Origin of the sequence: Streptomyces sp. KR55 (assembly GCF_052245645.1) — a bacterium.
Classification (GTDB): Bacteria; Actinomycetota; Actinomycetes; order Streptomycetales; family Streptomycetaceae; genus Streptomyces; species Streptomyces flavusporus.
Genome location: NZ_JBQQCE010000061.1, coordinates 1 through 16745, shown reverse-complemented (window position 1 = coordinate 16745; position 16745 = coordinate 1). Strand labels below are relative to the sequence as shown.

The window sequence follows — 16745 nt, the reverse complement described above, 5'->3', positions numbered from 1 at the left end:
ATAGCGAAGGTCGTTGTGTTATGTGAGACAACTCCCCGTCTGGAGTCGGCATGAGGAGCATCACCGTCGTCGGAGCGTCGCTGGCAGGCCTGAGTACGGTCCGCGCGCTGCGCGCAGAGGGCTACGACGGCGAGATCGTCGTCGTGGGGGAGGAGCGCCACACTCCCTACGACCGCCCGCCGCTGTCCAAGGACTTCCTCAGAGGGGACTTCGACGCCGACGCGCTCGCGCTCGGTGACGCGGACGAGTACGAGGACTTGGACGTGCAGTGGCTGCTCGGCGAGCGCGCGGTGCGGCTCGACCCCGTCGCCCGGACCGTCACCCTGGCCGGAGGACGGCATGTGCGCACCGACGGGGTCGTCGTCGCGACCGGCGCCAGTCCCCGGACGCTCCCTGGCACGGACGGGCTGGCCGGTGTCCACACCCTGCGCACTCTGGACGATGCCCAGGCCCTGCGCGCCGAGCTGCTGGACGGCCTGCCCAGGGTCGTCGTCATCGGTGCCGGCTTCATCGGCGCCGAGGTGGCGGCCACCGCCCACCGGCTCGGGCTTCACGTCACCGTCGTCGAGGCGCTCGACGTACCGCTGGAACGCCAACTGGGGCGCGAGATGGGGCTGGTGTGCTCCTCGCTCCACAACGATCACGGGGTTCGCCTGCTGTGCGGAACCGGCGTGGCGGGACTCGTCGGCGAGGGCCGGGTCACCGGCGTACGGCTGGCGGACGGGCGGGTGCTGCCCGCCGACATCGTGGTGGTCGGGGTGGGTGTCAGGCCCGCCACCGACTGGCTCGCCGGTTCCGGCGTGCAGGTGGACGACGGCGTGGTGTGCGACGTCGGCTGCTCGACCGGTGTCCCGGGCGTGGTCGCCGTCGGTGACGTCGCCCGCTGCCCCAACCCGTTCACCGGACGGCACGCCCGCATCGAGCACTGGAGCAACGCCACCGAGCAGGCGAAGACCGCCGCCCGTACGCTGCTGACCGGTGTGTCGGCCCCCGCCCCGCTCACCGCGCCGTACTTCTGGTCCGACCAGTACCAGGTGCGCATCCAGCTCGCCGGACACGTCGCCCCCGGCGCCGAGCCCCAGGTCGTCGAGGGCGATGTCGACAGCCGTTCCTTCACGGCCGTCTACCGGCGCGAGGGCACCGCCGTCGCCGTGCTCTCCCTCAACCAGCCGAAGTTCTTCAACCGGCTCCGCCGCACCCTCGTCCCCGCCGCGGCCGCCGTCTCATGAGTTCCCCGCATCAACTCCCCCTGCACTCACGGGAGACCGCCATGAGTATTCCGCGGCACCTGCGTTACACCTGGGATCACGAGTGGCTGGTCGTGGACGAGGGCAACGCCACCGTCGGCATCACCGCGTTCGCGGCGAAGGCCCTCGGTGACGTCGTCAACCTCCGACTGCCCGAAGTCGGTACCTGGGTCGAGGCGGGGGAGAGCTGTGGAGAGATCGAGTCACTGACAGCCGTCAGCGGCTTGTACGCCCCCGCCTCGGGCCGGGTCCTGGAAGTCAATGCCGCGCTGGCCGACGACCCCGGCGTCGTCACGGCCGCTCCCTACACCGTCGGCTGGCTGTTCAGGCTACGGGTCGAGAACATCGCCGGCGCACTGTCCGCAGATGCCTATGCCGCCCACTGCGCCCACACACAAGGAGACCGCCGATGACCCTGTTCAACCAGCCCCTGCACGAGCTCGACCCCGAGGTCGCCGCCGCGGTCGACGCCGAGCTGGAGCGCCAGCAGTCCACCCTCGAGATGATCGCCTCCGAGAACTTCGCGCCGGTCGCGGTTCTGGAGGCGCAGGGCTCGGTCCTGACCAACAAGTACGCCGAGGGCTACCCCGGCCGCCGCTACTACGGCGGCTGCGAGCACGTCGACGTCGCCGAGCAGATCGCCATCGACCGGGTCAAGGAGCTGTTCGGCGCCGAGTACGCCAATGTCCAGCCGCACTCGGGTGCCTCCGCCAACCAGGCCGCCCTGTTCACGCTGGCCCAGCCCGGCGACACCGTCCTCGGCCTGGACCTGGCCCACGGCGGTCACCTCACCCACGGCATGAAGATCAATTTCTCGGGCAAGCAGTTCAACGTGGTCGCGTACCACGTGGACTCCGAGACAGGTCTGGTTGACATGGCGGAGCTGGAGCGGCTGGCCAAGGAGCACCGCCCGAAGGTGATCATCGCTGGGTGGTCGGCGTACCCGCGGCAGCTGGACTTCGCGGAGTTCCGCCGGATCGCCGACGAGGTCGAGGCGTACCTGTGGGTGGACATGGCGCACTTCGCGGGTCTGGTCGCGGCGGGTCTGCACCCGAACCCGGTCGAGTACGCGGACGTGGTGACGTCCACGACGCACAAGACGCTGGGCGGGCCGCGCGGCGGCATCATCCTCGCCCGCAGCAAGGACTTCGCGAAGAAGCTGAACTCGTCCGTGTTCCCGGGGTTCCAGGGCGGCCCGTTGGAGCACGTGATCGCGGCCAAGGCGGTGTCCTTCAAGGTCGCCGCTTCGGAGGAGTTCAAGGAGCGTCAGCGCCGTACGGTCGAGGGCGCGAAGATCCTCGCCGAGCGGCTGACGGCCGCCGACGCCCGTGAGGCCGGCGTGAACGTCCTGTCCGGCGGCACGGACGTCCACCTGATCCTGGTCGACCTGCGTGAGTCCGAGCTGGACGGCCGGCAGGCCGAGGACCGCCTGCACGAGGTCGGCATCACGGTCAACCGCAACGCCGTCCCGAACGACCCGCGCCCGCCGATGGTCACGTCGGGCCTGCGCATCGGCACGCCCGCCCTCGCCACCCGCGGCTTCCAGGCCAAGGACTTCGCCGAGGTCGCGGACGTCATCGCCGAGGCGCTGAAGCCGTCGTACGACGCGGAGGCGCTGAAGGCCCGGGTGAAGGCCCTGGCCGACAAGCACCCCCTCTACCCCGGCCTGTAACCGACACCTCCCGCAGGGGCGTGCCCGTGACCGCTCGGCACGCCTCTCCAATCCCTCGGAGTATGGCGTGGCAATCAGCGTCTTCGACCTGTTCTCCATAGGCATCGGCCCGTCCAGTTCGCACACCGTCGGCCCGATGCGCGCCGCCGGGATGTTCGTCGCCCGGCTGAAGCAGGACGGCGTGCTCGCCCAGACCGCAGCGGTGCGGGCGGAGTTGTTCGGCTCCCTCGGTGCCACCGGCCACGGCCACGGCACCCCCAAGGCGGTGCTGCTCGGCCTTGAGGGCAACGAACCGCACACGGTCGACGTCGCGCAGGCCGACCTGGACGTCGAGCGGATCCGCAGCACCGGGCGCATCCGTCTCCTCGGTGCCGAGATCGGCCCGGCCCACGAGATCGACTTCGACGCTTCGACCCAGCTGGTCCTGCACCGCCGGCGTTCGCTGCCGTACCACGCCAACGGCATGATCCTTTTCGCGTACGACGCCGACGGTGTGCCGCTGCTGGAGAAGACGTACTACTCGGTGGGCGGTGGCTTCGTCGTCGACGAAGACGCGGTCGGCGCAGACCGGATCAAGCTTGACGACACGGTGCCGGCCTACCCGTTCCACACCGGTGACGAGCTGCTGCGGCTCTCCGGGGAGACCGGCCTGTCGATCTCCGCTTTGATGCTGGAGAACGAGAAGGCCTGGCGCACCGAGGAGGAGATCCGCGCGGGTCTGCTGGAGATCTGGCGGGTCATGGAGGCCTGCGTCTCCCGAGGTTTGGGCCGCGAGGGCATCCTCCCCGGCGGCCTGAAGGTCCGTCGCCGGGCCGCGGCGGCGGCCCGGGCGCTGCGCAGCGAGGGCGACCCGGCGGGCCGCGCGATGGAGTGGGTGACCCTCTATGCGATGGCGGTGAACGAGGAGAACGCCGCGGGCGGCCGGGTCGTGACGGCCCCCACGAACGGCGCGGCGGGCATCATCCCCGCCGTACTGCACTACTTCCTCGACTTCGTGCCGGGCGCCGACGAGGACGGCATCGTCCGCTTCCTGCTTGCGGCGGGCGCCATCGGCATGCTCTTCAAGGAGAACGCGTCCATCTCCGGCGCCGAGGTCGGCTGCCAGGGCGAGGTCGGCTCCGCCTGCTCGATGGCCGCCGGTGGTCTCGCCGAGGTCCTCGGCGGCAGCCCCGAACAGGTGGAGAACGCCGCCGAGATCGGCATGGAACACAACCTCGGCCTCACCTGCGACCCGGTCGGCGGCCTTGTCCAGATCCCGTGCATCGAGCGCAACGGCATGGCCGCGGTCAAGGCCGTGACCGCCGCCCGCATGGCCCTGCGCGGCGACGGCCGTCACCACGTCTCCCTCGACAAGGTCATCAAGACCATGAAGGAGACCGGCGCCGACATGAAGGTCAAGTACAAAGAGACCGCCCGCAGCCATGCTCATCGACACGTTCGGTCACGTCGCCACCGACCTGCGGGTCTCGCCGACCGACCGGTGCAACCTGCGCTGCACGTACTGCATGCCCGAAGAGGACCTGCGGTGGCTGACCAAGCCCGATCTCCTCACGGACGACGAGACCGTACGGCTCATCCGCATCGCGGTCACCGAACTCGGCGTCGAGGAAGGCCGCTTCACCGGCGGCGAGCCGCTGCTGCGCCCCGGCCTCGTCGGCATCGTCGAGCGCTGCGCCGCCCTCGCACCACGCCCCAAGCTGTCGCTGACCACCGACGGCATCGGCCTGCGGCGGACCGCCGAGGCGCTGTTCGCCACGGGTCCGGACCGGATCAACGTCTCGCTGGACACTCTGCGGTCCGCCGTCTTCAAGGCCCTGATCCGGCGCGACCGCCACCGCGAGGTGCTGGAGGGCCTGGCGGCGGCCCGCGCCGCCGGGCTCACCCCGGTGAAGGTCAACGCCGTCCTCATGCCCGGCCTCAACGGCGACGAGGCGCCCGAGCTGCTCGCCTGGGCCGTCGAGAACGGCTACGAGCTCCGCTTCATCGAGCAGATGCCCCTCGACGCCCAGCACGGCTGGAAGCGCGACGGCATGATCACCGCCGGGGACGTCCTGGAGAGCCTGCGTACCCGCTTCACGCTCACCCCTGAGCCGGACGAGGCTCGCGGCTCCGCGCCCGCCGAACGCTGGATCGTCGACGGGGGCCCGGCCCGGGCCGGCGTCATCGCCTCCGTCACCCGCCCCTTCTGCGGGGCCTGCGACCGCATCCGGCTCACCGCCGACGGCCAGGTGCGCACCTGCCTGCCTGCAGCCCGACCGGCCGATGCCGGCCATCGGAGGCTGACGCCCCAGGCGTAGAGCGGAACGACGTGCACAGACAGAACTGGGAGTGAGGCCATGGGACGGGTCACCGAGCGACGGCGCGTGCTGCGGATCCGGGACGGTGCGCTGAGCACGCGCCCCGACACGCTGGTCGCGGAGGAGCCACTGGAGATCCGGCTGGGCGGCAAGCCGCTGGCGATCACCATGCGCACGCCCGGGGACGACTTCGCGCTCGCCGCCGGGTTCTTGGTGAGCGAGGGCGTCGTGGGCCGGGCCTCGGATGTGGCGAACATCGTGTACTGCGCGGGCGCCACGCGTGGGGGTCCCTCCCGCTCGAGCGAAGTCGAGAGTGGGGGAGGCTCGAACACATACAACATCGTCGACGTGCAGCTTGCCCCCGGCGTGCCGGTACCCGACATCACGCTTGAGCGAAACGTGTACACCACGTCGTCGTGCGGCCTGTGCGGGAAGGCCAGCCTGGACGCCGTACGGACCACGGCGTGGTGGCCGATCGCCGACGCACCCCCGGTCCGGGTCGCCTCCGAGCTGCTGGCGGTCCTGCCCGACCGACTGCGGGCCGCGCAGCGGGTGTTCGACCGGACCGGTGGTCTGCATGCCGCCGGACTGTTCTCGCCCGAGGGCGAGCTGCTGGACCTGCGGGAGGACGTCGGCCGGCACAACGCCGTCGACAAGCTGATCGGCCGCGCGCTGCAGTCCGGCGAACTGCCGCTGTCCCGGAGCATTCTGCTGGTGTCCGGGCGGGCGTCCTTCGAGTTGGCGCAGAAGGCGGTGATGGCGGGCATTCCGCTGCTGGCGGCGGTCTCGGCACCGTCATCCCTCGCCGTGGACCTGGCGGCGGAGACCGGGCTCACCCTCGTCGGCTTCCTGCGCGGCGGCTCCATGAACGTGTACGCGGGCGAGCACCGCCTCGACCTGCATGCCGGGCCCATGGCCGGAGGGCCGGAGAGGTGAACCAGTACATGACCCGGCTCGAAGGGCTCCAGGACAGCCGTACCCACGGCAGCACGCTCGTCGGCCCGCCCCGGGTGCGGCCGCCCGACGCCCACGGCCGCCCCCGCCGCGTCGCGATGCTCAGCGTGCACACCTCACCGCTGCACCAGCCCGGCACCGGCGACGCCGGCGGGATGAACGTCTACATCGTCGAGCTCGCCAAGCGCCTCGCCGCCATCGACATCGAGGTGGAGATCTTCACCCGGGCCACTTCGGCCGCGCTCCCGCCCAGCGTCGAACTCGCGCCCGGCGTCCTGGTACGGCACGTGGACGCCGGACCCTACGAGGGCCTCGCCAAGGAGAACCTCCCCGCCCAGCTGTGCGCCTTCACCCACGGCGTGACGCAGGCCTGGGCCGGCCACCACCCCGGCCACTACGACCTGGTCCACTCCCACTACTGGCTCTCCGGCCACGTCGGCCGGCTCGCCGCCGAGCGCTGGGGCGTCCCGCTCGTCCACGCCATGCACACCATGGCCAAGGTCAAGAACGCCTCCCTCGCCGAGGGCGACACCCCGGAGTCGACGGCCCGTGTGTTCGGCGAGACACAAGTTGTACGGGCCGCCGACCGGTTGATAGCGAACACCGAGAAGGAAGCAGACGAACTGCTCCGGTACTACGACGCCGACACCGGCCGGGTCGCCGTCGTCCACCCAGGTGTCGACCTGGAGCGCTTCCGGCCCGACGCCCGTGGTGTCGAGGCCGGCCGGTCCGCGGCCCGATCCCGCCTCGGGCTGCCGCAGGACGCGCTCATACCGCTGTTCGTGGGCCGCATACAGCCGCTGAAGGCGCCGGACGTCCTGCTGCGCGCGGTGGCCCGGCTGCTGGAGGAGCGGCCGCGGCTGCGTGAGCGGATCGTGGTGCCGGTCGTGGGAGGGCCGAGCGGCAGCGGTCTGGCCCAGCCGGAAGGACTGCAGAAGCTGGCGGCCTGCCTCGGCATCTCGGACGTCGTGCTGTTCCGGCCGCCGGTCGGCCAGGACCAGCTCGCCGACTGGTACCGGGCGGCGTCCGTCCTGGTCATGCCGTCCTACAGCGAGTCCTTCGGTCTGGTGGCCGTCGAGGCGCAGGCCTGCGGCACCCCGGTGATCGCCGCCGAGGTCGGTGGCCTGCCGGTGGCAGTACGAAACGGGGTGAGCGGCGTTCTCGTACCAGGGCACGATCCAGCGCACTACGCGCGGGCGCTGTGCGGCTTCGCCGGCGACCCGGCCCGCTCCGCCCGCATGAACGAGGCCGCGGTCCGGCATGCCCGCTCTTTCGGCTGGGCCACGGCCGCAGCGGCCACGGCAGACGTGTACACGGCGGCCCTGCACGAGCGTCGGCTTCACCGGATCTCGTGATCGAGCAGGGGGCGGCGCTCCGTGTCGCCGCCGCCGAACTCGACACCGCCCGTCCGCCGTACGTGTCGACGGCGGCCTTCGGCAAGATCGTCGAGGCCGCCTTCTTGTGGAGCTTGCTGAATGGCGGCCTTGTAGTGCAGCAGCCGCCCCTCGCGCTTCCAGCGGGTGAAGTCGTGCAGCGTCTGCAACTGAGCACACTTTCGAGTGAATGATCCACTGTCAACTTGGGCAGGGACCGGGAGTAGAGCGGTGTTCCGAGGCGTGCGATCAGTGTCGTCGATGTTGTGGATGGCGCGAGCAGCGGGAAACCGTCGGCCTGTGCCAATGTGCCAAGAAGGCTCGGTAGTCGGCTCAGTGTGATGCTGCCGCTGGTTGGCGAAAGCGCAGGTCGGCAGCAACAAGAGGTGACAACCAGTGGCAGTGGTCACACCTGGCCGCATGATCGGGTAAGCTATGCGCTGTGCGTTGCGAGAACCAAGCGCGTACAACGTGTTGAGCGAGAACCAAGCCAACACACGCACCACCTGGCTTTGCTGTAGAAACCGGGCAGGTTCCGTCCCGGCTGGTGTTTGAGGGAGTAAGCCCTTTCAGGTTGCTGACCTGCGAGGCTTCCTGAGTCAGGAATCCCCCTGCTTCAGCTGGGGAGGGTTCAATCCACGGTCCGTGACCTGGCAGATGCCGGCGACCCGATGATGTGGGTCGCCGGCATCCGCGCGCTCTACCTCCAGGCGCTGCATCCTCGCGCGGTGGGTGCACTGCGCCGAGATCGACTCCTACCTGCACGTCCTGCGCCGCTCCGGCTACCCGCTCACCGACGCCCAGGCCGACCGCTACATCGCCGAACACCGGGTCAGCGCCCGCCTGGTGGGCCTCGACCCGGACGCCGTACCCGCCGACCGGGCGGAGATGGCCGCCTACTTCGTGAAGGTGCGGCCCGAACTCACCGCCGGACCCGAGGCGCGGGACGTCGACGACTTCCTGCGCCGGCCGCCGACGCACCCGCTGCTGGTGCCGACACGCGAGCTGCTGTGGCGGCGCGTGGCCGGACTGGCGTACGCATCCCTGCCGTCGTACGCCCACGAGCTGTACGGGCGTGCGGCCCCCGCACCCGCGACCGTCACCCGCCACCTGCGGCTCACCGGCACCCTGCTGCGCGCCGTTCCCGCCCGGGCGCGCTGGCAACTCCCGCCCAAGCACATCCTGCGGGCGATGGCGCGACTCGGCCCCGACGCCCGCCCGGCACCGTACAAACTCGAACCACAGGTCGCCATACTGGACGGGCCAGGGGAGGGCGCGGCGGACAGCGACGGGGGCGACGGCACGCGATGGGGGAGACCAGGCTGATCCAGGGCCGGTACCGGCTGCTGGACCTGATCGGGCGCGGGGGCATGGGCGAGGTGTGGCGGGCGCGCGACGAGTCGCTCGGCCGGCACGTCGCCGTGAAGTGCCTCAAACCCCTCGGCCCGCACCACGACCAGTCCTTCACCCGGGTCCTGCGGGAAAGGTTTCGCCGCGAGGCCCGGGTGGCCGCCGCGCTCCAGCACCGCGGCGTGACCGTCGTCCACGACTTCGGCGAGTCCGACGGCGTCCTCTTCCTCGTCATGGAACTGCTGCAGGGCCGCAACCTCAGCCAGCTCCTGGAGGACAACAAGCACCATCCGCTGCCCGTACCCGACATCGTCGACATCGCCGACCAGGTGGCCGCGGCCCTCGCCTACACACACCGGCAGGGCATCGTGCACCGGGATCTGAAACCCGCCAACATCGTGCGGCTGACCGACGGCACGGTGAAGATCTGCGACTTCGGCATCGCCCGCCTCGGGGCCGACATCGGCTTCACCTCCCGGCTGACCGGCACCGGTGTCGCGATGGGCACCCCGCACTACATGTCGCCGGAGCAGATCGGCGGCGACGAGGTCGACCAGCGCAGCGACCTGTACTCGCTGGGGTGCGTCCTGTACGAACTCGCCACCGGGGTACCGCCGTTCGACCTCGACGACGCCTGGGCGATCCTCGTCGGCCACCGCGACACGCCGCCCGCGCCACCGCGCACCCACCGTGCCGAGCTGCCGGCCTACCTCGAGCAGATCATCCTGGATCTGCTGGCCAAGCTTCCGGAGCACCGTCCGCGCGACGCCGCCGAGCTGGGGCACAGGATCAGCACGGGCCGCACCACGCCCGCTCACGTGCCGACGGTCGTCACCGCGCAGCCGCCCGAACCGGCGGCCCGCGAACCGCGGCTGCCGTCCTGGACCCGCGGCATGACCACCGGCCACAAGGCGGCTGGCGCCGTGCTGCGCACCACACCGCCGGACGCCGGCGCCGCGCTCACCAGCGAGTGGATCGCCCGCCCCGGCACGGACCGCATCCCCGCCCCCGTCCCGGACACACCGCCGACCCCGTCCACGGAGGTGCTCACGGCCTTGGCCGGCCGCCACAACGCGGGCCTGAGCCTGGGGCGGCTGGGCCGCTGGGCCGAGGCGGGCGAAGTGCACCGCGCGGTCGCCGCCGAACGCGAGCACCTCCTCGGCCCCGACCACCCCGACACCCTCGCCAGCCGCTACGAGATCGCCTTCACCCTCAGCCGCACCGGACGCGCGGCCGACGCGCTGCGTGAGTACACGCACGTCGCCCGGGCCCGGGAGCGCGTGCTCGGCGCCGACCACGCCGACACTCTCGCCGCCCGGCAGGAAACGGCCTACGTGCTGGGCCAGTTGGGGCGGCCCTTCGACGCGCACCAGGAGTACACGCGGGTGCTCGCCGCCCGGGAGCGCACGATGGGCCCCGACCACCCCGACACCCTGCGCTGCCGGCACAACCTCGCCTTCAACCTCAGCAGGCTGGGCCGCCTGGAGGACTCGTACCGCATGGCGTCCGACGTCGCCGCGGCCCGCGCCCGGGTCCTCGGACCCGGCCACCCCGACACCCTGGTCACCCGCTACGAGGTCGCCTACGCGCTGGGCCAGCTGGGGCGCTGGCCGGAGGCGCTGGAGACCTACCGTGAGGTCGCCGAGGCCCGGGCCCAGGCCCTGGGCCCCGACCACCCCGACACCCTCGCCGCCCGCTATGAGATCGGCATCAGCCTCGGCCGCCTCGGCCGCAGTGCTCAGGCGCTGCAGCTGTACCGCGACCTGATCGACGACCGCACCCGCGTGCACGGCCCCGACCACCCCGAGACCCTGCGCGCCCGGCACGGCCTCGGCGTCAACCTCGGTCGGCTCGGCCGCTGGGAGGAGGCCCTCGCCGAGTCCCGCGACGTGTGCGCGATCCGCGAACGCGTCCTCGGCCCGGACCATCCCGACACCCTGGTCAGCCGCCGCGAGGTCGCGGTCGGCCTGGGCTGGCTCGGCCGCTGGGCGGACGCGCTGGCCCAGTACCGCACGGTGGCCGCCGCCCGCGAACGCATCCTCGGCCCCGACCACCCCGACACCCTCGCCAGCCGCAACGACGAGGCCCACTGCCTGGAACAGCTCGGCCGCGGACAGGAGGCGGTCGAGCTGTACCGCAGGGTCGCGGTGCTGCGCCGGCAGCGGGCGGCCGGTGACGCCTGATCCGCACCGGCCCGCTCTGGCCGAGGCGGATCACCCCGTGTTACGAAGAGCCATGCCTGCACACGAGGGACATCGCGCGTACGACGCCGTCATCGTCGGCGGCGGCCACAACGGCCTGGTCGCCGCCGCCTACCTGGCCCGGGCCGGACAGTCGGTCCTGGTGCTGGAACGGCTGGACCACACCGGGGGCGCCGCCGTCTCCACCCGCCCGTTCACCGGCGTCGACGCCCGGCTGTCGCGCTACTCGTACCTGGTCAGCCTGCTCCCGCAGAAGATCGTCCGGGATCTCGGCCTGGACGTCCGTCTGCGCACCCGCACGATCTCCTCGTACACGCCCGTCGAGCGCGACGGCCGCCCGAGCGGCCTGCTCGTGGGCGGCGGCGAGCAGCGGACCCGGTCGGCCTTCGCCCGGCTGACCGGTGGCGAGCGCGAGTACGAGGCCTGGCAGCGCTTCTACGGCAGGACCGCGCGCGTCGCCCGAGCCGTGTTCCCCACGCTGACCGAGCCGCTGCCCACCCGTGACGAGCTGCGCCGCCGGATCGACGACGAGGACGCCTGGCGGATGCTCTTCGAGGAGCCGATCGGCGTCGCCGTCGAGGACCACTTCGCCGACGACCTGGTCCGGGGCGTGGTCCTCACCGACGCGCTGATCGGCACCTTCGCCGACGCCCATGACGCCGAACTCCGGCAGAACCGCTGCTTCCTGTACCACGTGATCGGTGGCGGCACCGGCGAATGGGACGTACCGGTCGGCGGCATGGGCGCCGTGACCGGCGCGCTGACCGGCGCGGCCCGCCGGGCGGGCGCGGTCATCGCCACCGGGCACGAGGCGCTGCGGATCGCCACCGACGGCAGCACCGCCGAGGTCACCTACCGCACCCACGACGGGGAGGGCGTCGCCGTCGCCCGGCACGTCCTGGTGAACGCCTCGCCGCAGGATCTGGCCGCGCTCACCGGCGACACCCCGCCCGACCCCGCCGAGGGCGCGCAGCTGAAGGTCAACATGCTGCTCAAGCGGCTGCCGCGACTGCGCGACACGTCGGTCGACCCGCGCGAGGCGTTCGCCGGCACCTTCCACATCGCCGAGGGATACGAGCAGTTGGCCACCGCGTACGCCCAGGCCGCGGCCGGTGAACTGCCCGGCGCCCCGCCGTCCGAGATCTACTGCCACTCCCTGACCGACCCGACGATCCTCGCCCCGGACCTGGTCGAGCGGGGCTACCAGACCCTCACCCTGTTCGGCCTGCACACCCCCGCCCGCCTGTTCGCACGGGACAACGACGCCGTGCGCGACGCGCTGCTGAAGGCGACCGTCGACCAGCTCGACGCGCACCTGGCCGAGCCCCTCGCCGACTGCCTGGCCACCGACGCCGACGGCCGGCCGTGCATCGAGGCCAGGACCCCGCTCGACCTGGAGCGTGACCTGCGGCTGCCCGGCGGCAACATCTTCCACCGCGAGCTGTCCTGGCCGTACGCCCAGGAAGGCACCGGCCGCTGGGGAGTGGAGACCCGGCACGCCAACGTGCTGTTGTGCGGGGCGGGCGCGGTGCGCGGCGGAGGGGTCAGCGGGGTGCCCGGGCACAACGCGGCGATGGCGGTGCTGGAGGGAGCCGACGGCTTCGCCGGGTGACGCCCGGTGCGGCGGTGGCCGACGGCTTCGCTGCGTGATCCCGGGGCGGACGGGGCCGACCGGACTGGGGTGAGCCGGGGCTTCGCGGGCCGTCAGTCGGCGGAAGCGGCCCAGCCCGTCGCCGTGATGCGGGCCGCGTCGGCAGGGCGCGCCTCGTCGAAGAGGACGGTGTCGCCGGCCTCGACCCGCAGGGCGTCGACGTAGGCGCCACGGCCGACGTACAGCCGGTCGGTGGTGTACCGCCAGCGCAGCGCAAGCCGTGGGGCCGACGGGAGGTCCGCCGTCAGCCGGTGCCAGACGCGTCCCGACCAGCCGGTGGCCAGGCCGGCCGGGTGGGCCTCGGGTTCCTCGCCGTGGCGTGCCGTCGTGAACGGGACCGGCTGCCAGGTGTCGCCGCCGTCCGCGGAGGACTCGAGGAGGAGCCCGTCGGCCCGGGGCTCGGTGTCCCACCACAGGGCGCAGCGCAGCCGTGCCCCGCCGGAGGACGTGTCGAGTGCGGGCAGCGTGAGGGTTGCGGTGGTCGCACTCGCCATCCCGGAGAACCAGGCGGTACGTCCCCGCGCCGGGCGGACCGGTACGGCACGCGCCAGGGTGTTCGCGGCGGCGACCCGGGGCGCGGAGCCGGAACGCCAACTGCGCACGGGGTGAACGGAGTTGCCGAGGACGACGAGGAACGAGTCGGTCGTCGGGTCGAGGACGAGTGAGGTGCCGGTGAAGCCGGTGTGTCCCGCCGTGCGCGGGGTGGCCATCGCGCCCATGTACCAGTGCTGGTAGAGCTCGAAGCCGAGGCCGTGCTCGTCCCCGGGAAAGGCAGTGTTGAAGTCGGTGAACATCAGCTCCACCGACTCCGGCCGGAGGATGCTCTCCCGGCCGTAGCGGCCGCCGTTGAGCAGCGTGCGGCCCAGCACGGCCAGGTCCCAAGCATTGGAGAACACCCCCGCATGGCCCGCGACACCGCCGAGGCTGAAGGCGTTCTCGTCGTGCACCTCGCCCCACACCAGGCCACGGTCCAGCCCCGACCAGGGCTTTCGGGCGTCCTCCGTGGCGGCGATCCTCGGCTTCCAGGAGGCGGGCGGGTTGAAACGAGTGCGGTGCATCCCGAGCGGAGCAGTGATCTCGTCGTGGAGCAGGGCATCCAGAGTGCGAGCGGTGATCTTCTCCAGGACGAGCTGGAGGGAGATCAGGTTGAGGTCCGAGTAGAGGTAGGTGGTCCCCGGTGCGTTGAGCGGCGCCTCGTTCCAGATCAGCCGGAGCTTCTCCTCGTACGTCGGCGCGTTGTACAGGGGTATCCACGCACGGAATCCCGAGGTGTGCGTCAGCAGTTGACGGACCGTGATGTCCTGCTTGCCCCCGCCCGCGAAGTCCGGCAGATACGAGGCGACCGCCGCCTCCAGCTCCAGCGTCCCCCGCTCGATCTGCTGCACGGCGAGGATGGAGGTGAACAGCTTGGACACGGATGCGAGGTCGAAGACGGTGTCCTCGGCCATCGGGATCTGCTCCCCGGCCGGGAACTCGACGCCGGTGTCGGTCTTCTCGTCGTACGCGGCATAGCGCACCGCCATCCCGATCGGCTCGTGCAGCGCCACGACCCCGCCGCGCCCGGCGAGCAGCACGGCACCGGCGTACCAGGGGTACTTGGGGGAGGGGCCGAGGAACGCCTCGGCGTCGGTGACGAGTTGGCGCAGATGGTTGGGGAGCAGCCCCGCGCGTTCGGGCGAGCCGTGGCGCAGGGTCGGGTGGCTCGATGCTGCCGGGGCGGCCGCGGCCGGTCCCGCCGGGAAGGGCGCCAGGGCGAGGGCGCCGCCCAAGGCGAGGGTGCGGCTGCCCAGTTGACGTCGGGTGAGGCCGGTCGCCGTCTCTTCGCCCATCGAGGACCCTCCCGTACGCAGGCTGAAAGTATCTTTCCGGGATCGCCTTGCGGAGTGAAACTTTCCTGTCAGGTGCGGGATGTGTCAATGGGGCGTGCGGGCGGTGTGGGATGGCGAGAAATCTGACGGCACGTCAGAAAACCTCTTCCGTCGTCCGCCGGGCTGCGGCATCCTGCGCCCATGCAGACGGAGCTGAGCAAGAAACTGGGAGTCGAGTACGCCGTCTTCGGCTTTACGCCGTTCCCCGCCGTCGCCGCTGCCATCAGCCGGGCCGGCGGCTTCGGAGTGCTCGGCGCGGTCCGTTACACGGCCCCCGACGACCTCAAGCGCGACCTCGACTGGATCGAGGCCCACGCCGAGGGCAGGCCCTACGGCCTGGACGTCGTCATGCCCGCGAAGAAGGTCGAAGGCGTCACGGAGGCCGACGTCGAGGCGATGATCCCGCAGGGGCACCGGCAGTTCGTGGCGGACACCCTCGGCAAGTACGGGGTGCCGGAACTCCCGGACGGCGAGGCGTCGGGATGGCGCATCACCGGCTGGATGGAGCAGGTCGCCCGCACCCAGCTCGACGTCGCCTTCGACTACCCGATCAGGCTGCTCGCCAACGCCCTCGGCTCACCACCCGCCGACGTCATCGCCCGCGCCCACGACCGGGGCGTGCTGGTCGCCGCGCTCGCGGGCAGCGCCCGGCACGCACGCAAGCACAAGGACGCCGGCATCGACATCGTCGTGGCGCAGGGGTACGAGGCGGGCGGCCACACCGGCGAGATCGCCTCCATGGTGCTCACCCCCGAGGTCGTCGACGCCGTCGACCCGCTGCCCGTGCTGGCCGCCGGCGGCATCGGCAGCGGACAGCAGGCGGCCGCCGCGCTCGCCCTCGGCGCCCAGGGAGTGTGGACGGGCTCCATCTGGCTGACCACCACCGAGGCCGACCTGCACTCGCCCGCCCTGACCCGCAAACTGCTCGCCGCAGAGTCCGGTGACACCGTCCGCTCCCGCGCCCTGACCGGAAAGCCCGCCCGCCAGCTGCGCACCGAGTGGACCGACGCCTGGGACGACCCCGCCGGACCGGGCACCCTGCCCATGCCGCTGCAGGGCCTGCTCGTCGCCGACGCGGTGTCGCGCATCCAGAGGTACGAGGTGGAACCGCTGCTCGGCACGCCGGTCGGTCAGATCGTCGGCCGGATGACCAGCGAGCGCAGCGTCCAGGCCGTCTTCGACGACCTCACCCGCGGCTTCGAGCAGGCCGTGGACCGCATCAACCGCATCGCCGGAAGGAGCGGCCAGTGACGAGCACATCCCCCGCCGGTTTCTGGGCCCAGGCCGCCCAGGACCCCGGCCGTACGGTCCTGATCGCGCCGGACGGCGAGCAGTGGACCGCCGGACGTCTGCACGCCGCCGCCAACCGCCTCGTCCACGGCCTGCGCGCGGCCGGGATGGAACGCGGCGACGCCTTCGCCGTCGTCCTCCCCAACTCCGCCGAGTTCTTCACCGCGTACCTGGCCGCCACCCAGGCCGGCTTCTACCTCGTTCCCGTCAACCACCACCTCGTCGGCCCCGAGATCGCCTGGATCGTCTCCGACTCCGGCGCCAAGATTCTTCTCGCCCACGAGCGTTTCGCCGGACAGGCCCGCCGCGCCGCCGACGAGGCCGGCCTCCCGCCCACCCACCGGTACGCCGTCGGCGAGGTCGAGGGCTTCCGCCCGTATGCCCAACTCCTCGACGGGCAACCGGAGTCGGCGCCCGCCGACCGCACCCTCGGCTGGGTCATGAACTACACCTCGGGTACGACGGGCCGCCCGCGCGGCATCCGGCGCCCGCTGCCCGGCAAGCTCCCCGAAGAGGCCTACCTCGGCGGCTTCCTCGGCATCTTCGGCATCAGGCCCTTCGACGACAACGTGCACCTGGTCTGCTCGCCGCTCTACCACACGGCCGTCCTCCAGTTCGCGGGCGCGTCCCTGCACATCGGGCACCAGCTGGTCCTCATGGACAAGTGGACCCCGCAGGAGATGCTCCGCCTCATCGACGCCCACCGGTGCACGCACACCCACATGGTCCCGACCCAGTTCCACCGCCTGCTGGCCCTCCCCGACGACGTGAAGGCGCGCTACGACGTCTCCGCCATGCGGCACGCCATCCACGGCGCCGCGCCCTGCCCCGACCATGTGAAA

At 71.9% G+C, this 16745-nt stretch carries 11 protein-coding genes and 3 pseudogenes; 12 read left to right on the top strand and 2 right to left on the bottom strand.

What is annotated here, in order from left to right; all coding sequences use genetic code 11:
- The first annotated feature begins 50 nt into the window (after positions 1-50).
- The 7 genes and pseudogenes from ACTWQJ_RS11805 to mshA all read left to right on the top strand — a co-directional run bounded on the left by ACTWQJ_RS11805 (position 51) and on the right by mshA (position 7525).
- Positions 51-1229, top strand: a complete 1179-nt coding sequence (locus tag ACTWQJ_RS11805; RefSeq protein ID WP_443306585.1) for an NAD(P)/FAD-dependent oxidoreductase — start codon at positions 51-53, stop codon at positions 1227-1229.
- Between the two features lie 41 nt (positions 1230-1270).
- On the top strand, positions 1271-1660 hold the full coding sequence (gene gcvH, locus ACTWQJ_RS11800; RefSeq protein WP_443306584.1) for a glycine cleavage system protein GcvH: 390 nt from the start codon (positions 1271-1273) through the stop codon (positions 1658-1660).
- On the top strand, positions 1657-2919 hold the full coding sequence (glyA, locus tag ACTWQJ_RS11795; RefSeq protein WP_443306583.1) for a serine hydroxymethyltransferase: 1263 nt from the start codon (positions 1657-1659) through the stop codon (positions 2917-2919). Before gcvH ends, glyA begins: the two co-directional genes overlap by 4 nt.
- A gap of 67 nt (positions 2920-2986) precedes the next feature.
- Positions 2987-4336: pseudogene (locus tag ACTWQJ_RS11790) on the top strand (L-serine ammonia-lyase); the annotation flags it as partial.
- Between the two features lie 4 nt (positions 4337-4340).
- Positions 4341-5183, top strand: a pseudogene (gene moaA, locus ACTWQJ_RS11785) (GTP 3',8-cyclase MoaA); the annotation flags it as partial.
- A 72-nt stretch (positions 5184-5255) separates the two neighbouring features.
- Positions 5256-6152, top strand: a complete 897-nt coding sequence (fdhD, locus tag ACTWQJ_RS11780; RefSeq protein ID WP_443306582.1) for a formate dehydrogenase accessory sulfurtransferase FdhD — start codon at positions 5256-5258, stop codon at positions 6150-6152.
- A complete protein-coding gene (mshA, locus tag ACTWQJ_RS11775; RefSeq protein WP_443306581.1) occupies positions 6149-7525 on the top strand; it encodes a D-inositol-3-phosphate glycosyltransferase in 1377 nt (458 codons plus the stop codon). Before fdhD ends, mshA begins: the two co-directional genes overlap by 4 nt.
- Here mshA and ACTWQJ_RS11770 read toward each other — a convergent pair.
- Positions 7510-7713 (bottom strand): hypothetical protein, encoded by a 204-nt coding sequence (locus ACTWQJ_RS11770; RefSeq protein WP_443306580.1) that lies wholly within the window; start codon positions 7711-7713, stop codon positions 7510-7512. The two genes, mshA and ACTWQJ_RS11770, sit on opposite strands and share 16 nt — an antisense overlap.
- Positions 7714-8200: 487 nt before the next feature.
- Between ACTWQJ_RS11770 and ACTWQJ_RS11765 the strand changes: the two are divergent.
- The 3 genes and pseudogenes from ACTWQJ_RS11765 to ACTWQJ_RS11755 all read left to right on the top strand — a co-directional run bounded on the left by ACTWQJ_RS11765 (position 8201) and on the right by ACTWQJ_RS11755 (position 12706).
- Positions 8201-8869: pseudogene (locus ACTWQJ_RS11765) on the top strand (oxygenase MpaB family protein).
- The gene (locus ACTWQJ_RS11760) at positions 8851-11076 is read left to right on the top strand and encodes a tetratricopeptide repeat protein (protein ID WP_443306579.1); all 2226 of its coding nucleotides are present in this window, start codon (positions 8851-8853) and stop codon (positions 11074-11076) included. The pseudogene ACTWQJ_RS11765 and the gene ACTWQJ_RS11760 overlap by 19 nt, the downstream one beginning before the upstream one ends.
- 52 nt (positions 11077-11128) lie before the next feature.
- Complete coding sequence (locus ACTWQJ_RS11755; protein WP_443306578.1) at positions 11129-12706, top strand: phytoene desaturase family protein; 1578 nt, start codon at positions 11129-11131, stop codon at positions 12704-12706.
- Positions 12707-12798: 92 nt separating this feature from the next.
- On the opposite strand, the gene ACTWQJ_RS11750 is transcribed toward ACTWQJ_RS11755, so the two are convergent.
- Positions 12799-14574 carry a serine hydrolase gene (locus ACTWQJ_RS11750; RefSeq protein ID WP_443306577.1) on the bottom strand — a complete coding sequence of 592 codons (1776 nt, stop codon included), beginning with the start codon at positions 14572-14574 and terminating at the stop codon, positions 12799-12801.
- 180 nt (positions 14575-14754) lie between these two features.
- Between ACTWQJ_RS11750 and ACTWQJ_RS11745 the strand changes: the two genes are divergently transcribed.
- Together ACTWQJ_RS11745 and ACTWQJ_RS11740 are read left to right on the top strand one after the other, a co-directional pair.
- On the top strand, positions 14755-15864 hold the full coding sequence (locus ACTWQJ_RS11745; RefSeq protein WP_443306576.1) for a nitronate monooxygenase: 1110 nt from the start codon (positions 14755-14757) through the stop codon (positions 15862-15864).
- The coding region (locus tag ACTWQJ_RS11740) for an AMP-binding protein (protein WP_443306575.1) at positions 15861-16745 on the top strand (885 nt) is incomplete at its 3' end. The genes ACTWQJ_RS11745 and ACTWQJ_RS11740, both read left to right, overlap by 4 nt.

What these genes read in the sequence shown, in the direction of transcription:
- ACTWQJ_RS11805 (WP_443306585.1), top strand. Translation starts at nt 51, where the DNA reads ATGAGGAGCATCACCGTCGTCGGAGCGTCGCTGGCAGGCCTGAGTACG.
- gcvH (WP_443306584.1), top strand. Translation starts at nt 1,271, where the DNA reads ATGAGTATTCCGCGGCACCTGCGTTACACCTGGGATCACGAGTGGCTG.
- glyA (WP_443306583.1), top strand. Translation starts at nt 1,657, where the DNA reads ATGACCCTGTTCAACCAGCCCCTGCACGAGCTCGACCCCGAGGTCGCC.
- fdhD (WP_443306582.1), top strand. Translation starts at nt 5,256, where the DNA reads ATGGGACGGGTCACCGAGCGACGGCGCGTGCTGCGGATCCGGGACGGT.
- ACTWQJ_RS11760 (WP_443306579.1), top strand. Translation starts at nt 8,851, where the DNA reads ATGGGGGAGACCAGGCTGATCCAGGGCCGGTACCGGCTGCTGGACCTG.
- ACTWQJ_RS11755 (WP_443306578.1), top strand. Translation starts at nt 11,129, where the DNA reads ATGCCTGCACACGAGGGACATCGCGCGTACGACGCCGTCATCGTCGGC.
- ACTWQJ_RS11750 (WP_443306577.1), bottom strand. Translation starts at nt 14,574, where the DNA reads ATGGGCGAAGAGACGGCGACCGGCCTCACCCGACGTCAACTGGGCAGC.
- ACTWQJ_RS11745 (WP_443306576.1), top strand. Translation starts at nt 14,755, where the DNA reads ATGCAGACGGAGCTGAGCAAGAAACTGGGAGTCGAGTACGCCGTCTTC.